At 75.1% G+C, this 12,340-nt stretch carries 9 protein-coding genes; 5 read left to right on the forward strand and 4 right to left on the reverse strand.

Annotation, left to right across the window (positions count from 1 at the left end; all coding sequences use genetic code 11):
• Positions 1-675: 675 nt before the first annotated feature.
• Positions 676-3,018 (forward strand): Hsp70 family protein, encoded by a 2,343-nt coding sequence (locus FMEAI12_RS01950; RefSeq protein ID WP_112104773.1) that lies wholly within the window; start codon positions 676-678, stop codon positions 3,016-3,018.
• Between the two features lie 111 nt (positions 3,019-3,129).
• Positions 3,130-3,639, forward strand: a complete 510-nt coding sequence (mscL, locus tag FMEAI12_RS01955) for a large conductance mechanosensitive channel protein MscL (protein WP_200835148.1) — start codon at positions 3,130-3,132, stop codon at positions 3,637-3,639.
• A 141-nt stretch (positions 3,640-3,780) separates the two neighbouring features.
• Here the strand turns inward: mscL and FMEAI12_RS01960 are convergent, their stop codons facing one another.
• Positions 3,781-4,251 carry a hypothetical protein gene (locus FMEAI12_RS01960; RefSeq protein WP_235013597.1) on the reverse strand — a complete coding sequence of 157 codons (471 nt, stop codon included), beginning with the start codon at positions 4,249-4,251 and terminating at the stop codon, positions 3,781-3,783.
• Between the two features lie 293 nt (positions 4,252-4,544).
• On the reverse strand, positions 4,545-4,919 hold the full coding sequence (locus tag FMEAI12_RS36960) for a hypothetical protein (RefSeq protein WP_200835150.1): 375 nt from the start codon (positions 4,917-4,919) through the stop codon (positions 4,545-4,547).
• Positions 4,920-5,641: 722 nt separating this feature from the next.
• Between FMEAI12_RS36960 and FMEAI12_RS01970 the strand changes: the two genes are divergently transcribed.
• From FMEAI12_RS01970 to FMEAI12_RS01980, 3 genes are read left to right on the forward strand one after another with little or no spacing between them, the layout of a single operon-like run.
• Positions 5,642-6,487 carry an ABC transporter ATP-binding protein gene (locus FMEAI12_RS01970; protein ID WP_368672045.1) on the forward strand — a complete coding sequence of 282 codons (846 nt, stop codon included), beginning with the start codon at positions 5,642-5,644 and terminating at the stop codon, positions 6,485-6,487.
• On the forward strand, positions 6,484-8,229 hold the full coding sequence (locus tag FMEAI12_RS01975) for a GAF domain-containing sensor histidine kinase (protein WP_112104774.1): 1,746 nt from the start codon (positions 6,484-6,486) through the stop codon (positions 8,227-8,229). Before FMEAI12_RS01970 ends, FMEAI12_RS01975 begins: the two co-directional genes overlap by 4 nt.
• Positions 8,229-10,865, forward strand: coding sequence for an ABC transporter permease (locus tag FMEAI12_RS01980; protein WP_112104775.1), 2,637 nt, complete (start codon positions 8,229-8,231; stop codon positions 10,863-10,865). Before FMEAI12_RS01975 ends, FMEAI12_RS01980 begins: the two co-directional genes overlap by 1 nt.
• Before the next feature lie 36 nt (positions 10,866-10,901).
• On the opposite strand, the gene FMEAI12_RS01985 is transcribed toward FMEAI12_RS01980, so the two are convergent.
• Entirely contained in the window at positions 10,902-11,297 is a 396-nt protein-coding gene (locus FMEAI12_RS01985; RefSeq protein ID WP_020463902.1) for a response regulator transcription factor, read from the reverse strand.
• A 51-nt stretch (positions 11,298-11,348) separates the two neighbouring features.
• Positions 11,349-12,056 carry a response regulator transcription factor gene (locus FMEAI12_RS01990; RefSeq protein ID WP_018500389.1) on the reverse strand — a complete coding sequence of 236 codons (708 nt, stop codon included), beginning with the start codon at positions 12,054-12,056 and terminating at the stop codon, positions 11,349-11,351.
• Between the last annotated feature and the right edge of the window lie 284 nt (positions 12,057-12,340).

Below are 12,340 nucleotides of genomic sequence, written 5' to 3' on the forward strand. Positions count from 1 at the left end.
GCCCGGCCCGGGCCCGGCGGCACCGGGTCCGGGCCCGGGCCGGGCGGCACCGGATCGGGAACCGGGCTGGGCGGGACGGGGTCGGGCCCCGGGCCGGGCGGCGTCACCGCGCGCCAGATCAACCCCGGACCCGCTGCCACGACACCACCCCCGGCACCACCCGTGGCGGCTCCGGCGGCGCCACCTTGGGCTCCGCCCGCGGCTACGCCCCCGCCGTCATCCGGTCCGACGTCCACCCTGTTGATCAACCCCATGCTCCTGGTCCACATGGTCGGAACCTCCTCGTCTCCGCATGGCCCAGACCCGCTCGCCGCGCGCCGGCGTCTGGTGATCTCTCTCGTCGCCTACCCGCGTCACCGCGGGGCACACCCCCGCGCTGCCGGTCCGTGATCGCGCGGCCACCCGTCGGCCACCGGTCAGCCACCCGTCGGCCACCGCGGCTTCCCCCCGGCCCGACCGGTCGCGCCATGACGTCGGACGGCCACGCCCAGCGGTCACGGACATCCCTGGTGGGACGCGCCCGGCGGCCCGTGGGCGACCGTCGCTACGATTCCCGGGATGCTTCGGCCATCTCCGGACAACTCACCTTGATCAACAGGTCGGACGCCCGACCGGCGGTGAGGGATCACCTCTGTCCGGTTATGTAGGCCTGCGACGTCGACGGGGAGGGTGCCGGTGGTGGAGCCGATCCTCGCGATCGACTACGGCACCTACAGCGCGTCCGCGGCGCTGGTCGTCGACGGCAAGGTGGCCACGGTCCGGGAACCCGCGAGCGGCGCCGCCGGCTGGCCGGCCTCCGTGTTCGCCGACGGCGAGCTGCTGGTGGTCGGCACCCTCGCCGAGCGCCGCAAGCGGATCTGGCCCGCGGCCTACCGCGGCGGGGTCAAACGTGACCTGACCAGGAACGCCGCCGTCACCCTGGACGGCCGCGCCCACCAGCCGGCCGCGCTGGTCACCGCGGTGCTGGCGGCGCTGCGCGCCGAGGCCGAGGTCCAGCTCGCCGGGGAGGCGCTGCGCCGGGCGGTCGTGACCGTGCCGGCCAGCTACGACCCGGCCGGGCCGCTGCGGCGGACGATGATCCGGGCCGCCGAGGAGGCCGGCTTCGTCGACGTCGACCTGCTCGCCGAACCAGTCGCCGCAGCCTGGGCGCCGATGGGCCCCGCCGGCCCGCAGCCCGGCAACCTCGTCCTCGTCTACGACCTCGGCGGCGGGACGTTCGAGGCGGCCCTGGTGGTGGTCGGCGAGGACGGCCGCCACGAGCTGCTCGGGCACGCCAGCCTGCACGACTGCGGCGGGCGTGACTTCGACCAGCTGCTTTTCGACGAGATCCTCGGCCACTACGGGCCGGGCCTCGAGCCGCTGCTCAACCCGACCGGCGTCGGCGAGGTGTTCCAGACCGCCGCCAGCCGGACCCGCCACGAGCTGCTCGACTTCGCCCGCGCGGTGAAGCACCAGCTCACGGATGTCGCCTTCGTCGAGGACGTCTTCAGCCCCGCCGGCCTGCTCGTCAGCCTGGAACGGGACCGGTTCGACAAGCTCGCCTCCCCGACCCTGGCCCGGACGATGGCCTGCTGCCAGCACCTGCTGGAGAGCACCGGCATCAGCCCGGGGCAGCTCGACGGCGTGCTGCCGGTCGGCGGCTCGTCGCGGATGCCGGTGGTCACCGAGATCCTCGCCGGCCGGCTCGGCGTCGGCACCGACTGGCCGCACCAGCACGTGTTCACCGCCCCGGAGCCGGACCAGGCCGTCGTGCTCGGCGCGGCCTCCTGGGCGGCGACGGTCTCGACCCGGCGCACCGTCGCCGCACGGCCCGACCCGGTGGTGCGCCCGGCCCGCTGGGACATTCCCGGCGGGCGGGCCACGATGGTCCGCTGGCTGGTCGAACCCGGGGCCCGCTTCGACGCCGGGGCGGTGCTCGCCCGCGTCCGGCTGACCGACGGCGCGCTGTTCGACCTGGCCGCCGAGGGTCCGGGCAGCCTCGTGGAGACCCACGCCGAGCCGGGTTCGGCCGTGCGCGACGTCGACTGGCTGGCCACGACGCTGCCGTCCGGCCCCGCGCCGGCCGGCTCGGCCCGGCCCGCCGACCTGCGCGGATTCGAGCGCAGCAACCGACCGTCCCGCAACGTCGAGGTGACGACGCGGGTGACGCTGACCGGGCACGAACGCGACGTCACCTCCGCCGCGTTCTCCCCCGACGGCCGGCTGCTCGCCACCACCAGCAAGGACGGCACCCGGCTGTGGGACACGACCACCGGCCGCACCGTCGGACGGCTGAGCGGGCGCAAGATCTCCGCAGTGCACGGCTGTGCGTTCTCCCCGGACGGCGACCTGCTCGCGACCACCGGCAGCGACAAGACCGCGCGGATCTGGGAGATCGCGACCGAGCGGCTGGCCCTCACCCTGGCCGGCCACAAAGGCCCCGTCTACGGCTGCGCGTTCTCCCCGGACGGCCGCCTGCTCGCGACGGTCAGCACGGACCGCACGGTCAAGCTGTGGGGGGTCTCGACCGGAACCAACATCGCCACGCTGACCGGGCACCGCGGCTCGGTGTACGGGTGCGCGTTCTCCCCGGACGGCCGGCTCCTCGTCACCGCGGGCGCCGAGTCGACCCTGCTCTGGGACGTCACGATCGGCGAGACGATCACGAGCCTGGCCGGGCACACCAACTTCGCGAACGGCTGCTCGTTCTCCCCCGACGGCCTGCTGCTGGCCACGACCAGCAACGACGGCACCCGTCTCACCGACACCCCGACCGGGACGACCACACTCACCCTGCCCGGCTCGGCGCAGAGCTGCGCGTTCTCCCCGGACGGCGTCCTGCTGGCGACGGCGAGCACCGACGACACCGCCCGACTGTGGGACGTCGCCACCGGGACGGCGGTGGCGACGCTGACCGGTCACAGCAGCACCGTCATGGCCTGCGCGTTCGCGCCCTACGGCCTGCTGCTGGCCACCACCAGCACGGACAAGACCGCCCGGCTGTGGGACATCACCTACACGCCGGACTCGGCGCGCTGACCGGGCTGCGCACCCGGATCTCACGCATCCGATGACCTGGGGCTTTACTCCCGATCATCCGGCTATAGCCTCCCCTCGGCAGTTTTGGTCCGAGGTTGTGGAGGAACAGGCGTGTTCGGGTGGCGGAAGGTCGTCAGTAGTGGTCGCGGTGTCGTCGAGCCCCCGACGCGGCTGATCACTCCGGGGCTGCGGGGCTTCAAGCAGTTCCTGATGCGGGGCAACATCGTCGACCTGGCCATCGCGGTGGTCGTCGGCACGGCGTTCACGGCCGTCGTCCAGTCGCTGGTGAAGAACATCCTCACGCCGTTGATCGCCGCGATCGGCGGCGAGCCGGACTTCTCCAGCCTGACGTTCACCATCAACGACAGCAAGTTCAGGTACGGGACGTTCATCAACGATGTGATCGCGTTCATCGTTGTCGCGGCGGTGATCTACTTCGTGATCGTCCTGCCGCTCGCCAAGGCGAACGAGATGCGCCAGCGTGGCGAGGAACCGGAGCCGCAGGAGGAGCCGGCGATCAGCGACGAGGCGAAGCTGCTCACCGAGATCCGCGACCTGCTCGCGGCGAACAACAACCCCGCCGCCGCGCCGCTGGCCGGCCAGCCGCCGCAGTACGGCTGACGGACAGCGGTCGGACGGCCGACCTGCCGGGCCGGGCTCGCCGTGGGCCCAGCCCGGCGGCCTCGGACCCGGGGCTCCAGTCGCCGGTCACTCGAACCCCGGGCGCCACGCGCCGGACGGGCGCCTCAGCCGAGGCGCCGGTCAGGCGTCGAAGCCGGGCTGGTCGCTCGGGCACTCCAGGTCGAGATCCGCGGCGACGGCGCTCGGGACGATGCCACAGCCGACCTCGTAGCTGCCGATCTGGATCAGCTCCCACCCCGAGTCGCCACGGTGCAGGACGCCCTCGGCCCGGTCGACCTCGTCCGTGACGGGCACGAGCTCGACCCAGGCCCAGCTCTGGTCGCTGCGGGCGAGGACGGTGCCCGTGACCCGGTAGCTCTCCGGCGGGACGGCGGACGTGAGGGCGCTGCTCCGGACCGCGTTCACGATCACCGACGACTCCTGCGCCGAGGGCACCACGGTGCCGGGCCCGCCGACGCTCGCCGTGACCACGCCGACCCGCTGCGCGGGCACCGGCGGCGCGACCGAGGTGGACCCCGACACCGCGAACGCCGTGCCGACCGTGACGGCGCCGGCGGCCACGACCGTGGCGGCGGTGACAGCGGGACGCACGGCACGCCGGTGGCCACCGGGGCGGGTGGACCGGCGCGGCGAGGCAGGACTGCGGTGGCGGGCCATGGGGTGCACGTACCCAGTCTGCGCAGATGAACCCACCAAATCGAGCGAGTTACCGGTCAGGCTGCCGACAGACCACATCCCACCCACTGCACGCATATGATCACGTTGCGGTGCAAGGGATGCCAGTACCACCAGATGCGACATGCCACCTGGTGGACCGGGGTGAGGACACCATCCGGCCCACCCTCGGCCCGGCTCAGCAACACGGCTCAGCGGCCCGGCCCGGCTCAGCGGTGCCGGCCGCGGGCGGCGTCCGCGGGCCGGATGCGGTACGCGGCCACGGCGGCGGCGAGCAGCCACAGCGGCGCCAGCAGGCCCGCCGAGTAGGCAGCCCGACCGGCAGGGTGGCGCCGATCGATATGCCGGACAGCGCCACGCTCACGGCCCCGAACCAGCGCGGCGGCAGCGGCGGCGAGCACGACACCCCACCAGGCGGCGTACTGCATCTGGCTGACCAGCACGCTGAACACCTCGACGTCGGCCGGCGTGTAGAAGTTGTCGTCGATGCCGCCGGGCACCCCACCGGCGAGCACGTGCTTGAGGCCGAAGGCGAAGATCAGGCAGGCGGCCGCCGCGCCGAAGGCCGTCCGCATCACCGGCACGGCGAGGCTGTCCGGCGCCCGGCGCCCGGCGGCCCAGCGCCCGGGTGAAACCGGCGGCGAACACGATCAGCGCCGCGACGGCCACGAACCCCAGCGAGGCCCCGGCCCTGATGACGGACCCGTGCTCACCCGCCTCGCGGTAGATTGCGTCCGTCCCGGCCTGCGTGATCCCCTCGTCCGGGTCCCAGCCGAGGACGAACGAGCCGAGCGCCCCGAGGACGGCCGCCGCCGCGCCCGCCAGCGGCCAGCGCCCATCGGAGCGACGCGGGCGGCCGTGCAGATCGAAGGTGTCCGGGGAGTCGTAACGGTCCCGGTCAGCACGGTCCCGGTCGACATCGGACGGGTTCCAGGTGTGCATTCGTGGGTCTCCTGCTCCTCGGTCGGTCCGCACCGCCGTGGCCGCGGCACATTCGCCAGGAATGCCGCGAGACGGGGCAGATGGTCGCGGTCACGATCCGGGAGCGGAGCGTCGCGCGGCGAGCCTGGCACCCTGCGGGAACGGGTGAGGCCACCACCACCCGCACCGGCTGGGTGCCCGCCTACCGCGCGGCGCAGCCGTCGGGTGAAATGGTCAGTTCCCCGGGCCATCGGGGCGGCAGGGGCGGGGCGTCCGGATCACGGGGCGCGGGGTGTGAAGGAGCGCGGTTGCCGTGTCGGAATCGCCGGGGTCGCCGGAGCCGTCCAGGTCGTCAGAACCGCCCCGGTCGTCGGAGTTGCCGGAGTTGCCGGGGTCGCCGGGCACGGGTTCGGAGGAGCCCGCCGTCCGGTTACGGTCGGTGTACCGCACCTTCGATGCCGAGACCGCCCCGGTGCACGCGCTGCGGGGCGCCAGCCTGACCGTGGCCCGCGGTGAGTTCGTCGCGGTGATGGGGCCGTCCGGCAGCGGCAAGTCGACTCTGCTGAACGTCGTCGCCGGGCTCGAGCGGGTCGACGACGGGTCGGTCACCGTCGCCGGCATCGCGCTGACCGCGCTGTCCGAGGCCGACCTCGCCCGACTGCGCCGCCACCACGTCGGGATGGTGTTCCAGTTCTTCCACCTGCTCGAGGCGATGTCCGTGGCGGACAACGTCGTGCTGGCGGCCCGGCTGTCGGGGGCGGGCCGGCGGGCCGCCGTCCGGCGTGGGCATGACCTGCTCGACCTGCTCGGGCTGCTCGAGCGGGCTGACTCGATGCCGGGCACGCTCTCCGGAGGCCAGCGCCAGCGCCTGGCGATCGCCCGCGCGCTCGCGAACGAGCCGACCGTGCTGCTCGCCGACGAGCCGACCGGAGCGCTCGACTCCGCCGGCGCCGCCGAGGTCCTCGATCTGTTCACCCGGCTACACGAGCGCGGGCAGACCATCCTGATGGTCACCCACGACCCGCAGGTCGCGGCCGGCGCACAGCGGATCGTCACCATGCGCGACGGTCGCGTCTCCACCAGCGCGAGCGGCGGTGCCGGTGCCGGCACAGGTGCGGCCGGCGTCGCCGGTGCCGGCGGCGCCACGGTTGCGGCCGGCGTCGCCGGTGCGGGCGGCGCCACGGTTGCGGGCGGCGGCGCCGGCCGTGGGCGGGCCGAGGTGTCGGCGTGACCCACCCGCGGCGCCAGCTCCTCACCGCGGCGGCCCTGGCCGGGGCCGCGGTGACCGCCGCGTGCGCCGCCCCACGGCTGCTCGGCGCCGGAACGCCGCCATGGTCCGCCCCGCTGGCCGTGGACGCCGTCCTGCTCACCGCCGGGGTGGCCGCCGGCTGGGCGCCCCACGCGCGGCGCCGTTCCGAACGCGTTCTGACCATCGCCGCCGACCTCGCCTGCCTCGCCGCGATCGCGGCGGTGGGCCTCGCGGGCGCGCTGGCCACCCTCGGGCACCGCCCGCCGGACGGCGGCGAGAGCTTCACCGGCCCGGTCCTGATCGCGGCGGCCCTCGCCGCCGTCCTGGCCGCCGGGGCGCGGGCCCGGACGGCGGCGCTCGTCCGGCACGCCGTGCGGGGCGCCCGGTACGCGCCCGACGACGTCCTGCGGACCTTCGGCGAGGACGCGAGCCGCGGGACCAGCCTGGACGAGGCGCTGGCCGGGCTGGGTGACGCCCTGCGGCGCAGCCTCTCCCTGCAGCGGGTGGAGATCTGGACCGGCGCGGCCGGGCGCCTCACCGCCGCCGTCGTGACGCCGGAGAGCCCACCCCCGGCCGCTCCGGACGCCGGTGGGCAGGACGCCGGTAGGCCCACCGCGGGCGGTTCCGGTACTGCGGGCGGTCCCGGTGCCACCGCCGACGGGCCCGCCGAGGTCGGCTCGACGATCGCCCTCACCGCCGGTGATCTCATCGTGCTCGCGCGGACCAGGGTGGCGGGGCCCGGGTGGCTGTCGCTGTGGGTCCCCCAGCTCGCCCGCCGGTACCTGGACACCCAGGTACGGGTCGTCCCCGCCCGCGCCGGCGGCGCCCTGCTCGGGATGCTCGTCGCCCAGCGGCCACCGGAGGCCCCCCGGTTCTCCGAGGCCGAGGACCGGATGCTCGCCGAACTCGGGACACGGGTCGGCACCGTCCTGCACAACCGCCAGCTCGACGCCAACCTGCGCGACGCGCTCACCGACCTGCGGCACGCCAACGAAGAGCTGCGCGGCTCCAGGGCCCGCCTGGTCGCCACCGCGGACGCCGAGCGGCGCCGGATCGAGCGCGATCTCCACGACGGGGCGCAGCAGCAGCTGGTCTCGCTCGCCGTCGGCCTCCGGCTGGTCCGCGACCTCATCTCGGACGGTGACTCGGACGGCAGCGGCTCGCACGACAGCGGCTCGAACGACGGCGGCTCGAACGACGGCGACGGGTCCGGGCCCGGCGCGCCGGAACGCGACGAGGACCTGGCCGCCGCCGACGAGCTGCTCACCGCCATGGCCGAGCAGGTGACCGAGACGATCACCGAGGTCCGCAACCTCGCGCACGGCATCTACCCGCCGCTGCTGCGGTCCTCGGGCCTGACCGAGGCGCTGCGGGCCGCCGGGCAGCGTTCCACGGTGGGCGTGACGGTGCGGGCCGACGACATCGGCCGCTACCCCCCGGACGTCGAGGCCGCCGTCTACTTCTGCTGCCTGGAGGCGTTGCAGAACGCGGCCAAGCACGCCCCCGGCAGCTCGGTGGAGGTGACGCTCGGCGAGCGGGAGGGGTCGCTCACCTTCGCCGTGTGGGACGACGGCGCCGGCTTCGAACCGGAGAGCTCCGCACGTGGCCACGGCATGACGAACATGGCGGACCGCATCGGCGCGATCGGCGGCACGCTGCGCTGGGAGTCGTCCCCCGGCTCCGGGACGGGCGTCATCGGCGTCGTGCCCGTGGGTGGCGGCTGATGGCCGTCCTCGGCGCGATCGGGATGATCGCGCGCAGTGAGCTGCGGCGGCGGTGGGCGGCACTGGTCGCCCTCGGCGTGCTCATCGGCATGGTCGTCGCCGTGGTCGCCGGGACGGCGGCGCTCGTCCGGCGCACCGCCACGGCGCACGACCGACTCGAGCGTGCCTCCTCGGTCGCGGACCTCCAGGTGAGCTACTTCAGCGACGACCCGGAGCTGGCCCGCAGGGTGGCCGCCATCCCGGGGGTCGCGCAGGCGTGGGCGGGCGTCGGGATGGTCGGGCGGCTGGAGGACCAGCCGTCGCTGGCCTACATCGGCATCATCGGCGGCCCGGCCGATCACCGCGGCCTGTACGAGCCCGTGGTGGTCCGTGGGCACGGGTATGACCCGGCCGCGCCGGACGAGGCCGTCCTCGACGAGCGGGCGGCCGCCCGGTGGGGGGTGGGCGTCGGCGACACGCTGCGGCTGCGGCTGCTGACGCCGTCGGACTTCCTCAGCTTCGACACCGGTTTCGGCACCCCGGGCGGGCCCGTCCTGAAACTGACGATCACCGGCCTGACCAGGATGGCCAGCGAGAACGCCCGGCAGATGCCGCTGGCTGTCAGCCCAGCGCTGGCAAGCCGGCTCGATCCCGTCTCCACCGCGGTCATGCTGCGGCTCGAGCCCGGCCCGCGGACCGTCGCGGCCGTCAGCACGGCGCTGCGGCGGCTGGGAGACGGCCTGGCGCGCGACCCGCTGGCCGGGGAGTTCCCCGCGCTGCAGGTGTCCCGGCCGGCGACCGACGGCGACGCCCGCATCGCCGCGACCCAGCGCGTCCTCGTCACCGGGCTGGTCGTCTTCGCCGCCGTCGTCGGCGTCGCCGGCCTCGCCGCCGCCGGGCAGGCGTTCTACCGCCACCACGCGGCGAGCGCGCACGCCCAGCGCATCGAGGCGGTGCTCGGCCTGACCGGGCTGGGCCGCGCCGGCGCGCGGACGCTGGCGGCGCTGCCCGCCGCCGGGCTGGCCGGGGTGACCGCCGCCGCGGGCCCCCTCATCGCGGGCCTGCTGGAACCGCTCGGGCCGCTCGCCTGGGTGGAGCCCCACCCGGGCTACGCGCCGCACGTCGCGCTGGTGTGCGGCGCCGGAGCGGCGGGCCTGCTCATCACCCTCCTGCTCGCCGGCGGCACCGCGGCCCGAACCGGACGTCGCCCGGCAGACCCGGGACCTCTCGTGCCCCGCCTGGGCATGGCCGCCCTGGCGGCCGGGGCCTTCGGGCCGGCGGCCCGGTTCGGCTCGTCGGCCGTGTCACCCCTGCCGGCCGCGTCGTCCCTGTCACCGGTCGGCTCGGCGGCGGCATCGGCGGCGACGGGCCAGGGTGGGGCCGGATCCCCGCTGGCCCGCGGCGCGGCCTGCATGCGCGGCCCGGTCTGGCTGTGGATCGGAACCGCGTTCGCGCTCGGGCGCCGCCGGGACCGCTCGCCGGCCACCCGCCGGCCCGCCGTCGCGGGCGCGGCCATCGGGGTGACCGGGCTGGTCGCCGCCGCGACGATCGCCGCCGGCATGAACCGCCTGGTCGACGAGCCGCAGCGGTACGGATGGAACGCGGATCTGGAGATCACCGACGCGCGCCCGGAGATCGTCAACCGGCTCGCGGCCGACCCCCGGGTCGCCGCCGTCAGCATGCTCGACGCCTCGACCGCGACCATCGAGGTCGACGCCGGGGGCCGGGCGTTGCGGGCGCCGGACCCCATCCAGGGCGACGGCCCGGGCGACGCCGGCCCCGGGGCGATCGGGCGGGGGGACACCAGCCCCGGCGAGGACGTCGCCGTCTACTCCCTCGCGCCGAAGGCGACCACGCGCGCCGGCCCGGTGACGTCCACCGGGGCGGTGGGATGGACGATCTTCGAGGGTGTGGTGCCGCGGGGCCCGAACGAGGTCGTCCTCGGCCCGCGGGCCGCCCAGCGGTTCGACCTCGGGGTGGGCAACACGGTGAGCGTGGCGGCGAACGACGGCGGGCACGCCGTGCTCACCGTCGTCGGCATCGGGATCGGCCCCGTCCCCGGCGGGGAGCGGCTCGGCGAGAGCATGCTCGTCGAGCCGGCCACGCTCGCCCGGGTCCAGCGGACGCAGCCGCTGCGCAGCGCGCTCGTCCGCGCCGTCGACCCGGTGAACCCGGTGAACCTCGCCGCCGCGCTGGGCACCGAGTACGAGCTGGACGTCGGCCGCCCGCCGACCGAGATCGCCAACCTGGGCGGCATCGGCCGGCTCCCGGCCCTGCTCCAGACCGTGCTCGCCGCGCTGGCCGTGGCCGCCGCGGGTCACGCCGCCGGAACCACCTGGCGGCGCCGCCACGGCGAGCTCGCGATCCTGCGCACCCTCGGCTTCACACCGTCCCAGACGGCCCGCATCCCGCTGACGACCTCGTGCGTGAGCGCGGCGCTGGCCGTCGCCGTCGGTATCCCGGCCGGCATGTTGATCGGACGTCTGGTCTGGTGGGAGATCGCGACCGCGACCGGGGTGTCCGCCGACCTGGCGATACCCGTGCGGGTGCTCGCCGTGCTCCCGCCGGCCGCGATCGCCGTCGGCCTGCTCGTCGCCGCCCTGCCCGCCTGGCGCGCGTGGCGGCTGCTGCCGGGGGCCGTCCTGCGCGGGGAGTGACCACCCCCCGCACGGGCCAGCCCCGGCTATCGGGGGCTATCGGGGCGGATCGGACGGCGGCGTGCGCCGGCTCCAGATCTCGCGTAGGACGCTCGGCGCCAGGTCCTCCTTGCACAGGTAGTCCAGCCCGCTGGCCGCGACGGCCGCCGGCAGGTCCGTCCGCCCGTACGTCGAGCACAGGACGACGACCGTGTCGGGCGCGTCCTCGCGGATGCGCGCGCCGGCGACCACGCCGTCGATACCGGGCAGGTTGACGTCCATGAGCACCAGGTCAGGGCGCAGCTCGGCGGCGGCGGTAAGCGCGTCCTCGCCCGTCTCGGCCTCACCGGCGAGGACGAAACCGGCGGCACGGCGCAGGACCGCGCGCACGGCGAGCCGGAAGGGCCGCTGGTCGTCAACGACCAGCACGGAGACCGCCGGAGGGGAGCTCATGGACACAGTCTCGCCGTGCGGCTCACGGTGCCCAAGGGTGCGACCATGTCATCAGGTCGGTGTGGCTACCTTCCCCGTCGACCCGCTTGCGGGGCGATGCCCCGAGTGCAGGTAGAGCAGGACGGCCTTCACCCGCCGGTTCAGGTCGGGCTCGTCGGTCAGGCCGAGCTTCGCGAAGATCGAGTTGCTGTGCTTCTCCACCGCCCGTTCGGACAGGACGAGCGTCCCGGCGATCGCCGCGTTGCTCCAGCCCTGGGCCATGTGGCTCAGCACCTCCCGCTCGCGCGGGGTCAGCCGGTCCAGCTCGGTGTGCTGGCGGCGCGCGTTCGCCGCGACCAGCCCCTCCACCACCGCCGGGTCGATCACCGACTCCCCGGCCGCGACCGCGCGGATGGCCCGCAGCAGGTCGTCCACGCCGGCCACCCGCTCCTTGAGCAGGTACGCCCGCCCGGACGAGCCGCCCTCGAGCAACGCGAGGGCGTAGGTGGCCTCGGCGTGCTGACTGAGGACGACGACGCCGACCGCCGGGCGCTCCCGCCGCAGCCACCCGGCGACCTTGATGCCCTCGTCCGAACGGGACGGCGGCATCCTGATGTCGGTCACCACCACGTCCGGATCGTGGTCGCGCACCGCCTGTTCCAGGGACGGCCGATCGGTCGCCGTGCCGACGAGCTCCAGGCCGTCCGCACGCTCGATCAGCGTTGCCAGACCATGCCGGAGCAGGGCGTTGTCCTCAGCGAGGACTACACGAACGGCCATTGGTCCACTGTAGGCGCGGCTTGACACCCGTAGCGGGCCACACGGACACGATGACGTCGTCCCGACGACACCCGCCGGGACAGGCCCGGGGCAGGGGTTCGGGGTCGGGTCGATGACGCGGCCACCGCGGGCCACGGTTGATCATGATGTTCCAGAACTAGTGTCCCGGTCCGGAGATTCGCGCGCAGTAGTGCCCGATCGCGTCGATGATCTGGTCGGCGGTCCTGGTCCACTTGAAGGGCCTGGCGTTCTCGTTCCAGTGACTGATCCAGTTTTCGAGGGCG

The sequence above is a fragment of the Parafrankia sp. Ea1.12 genome (genome assembly GCF_900465275.1).
GTDB classification, from domain to species: Bacteria; Actinomycetota; Actinomycetes; order Frankiales; family Frankiaceae; genus Parafrankia; species Parafrankia soli.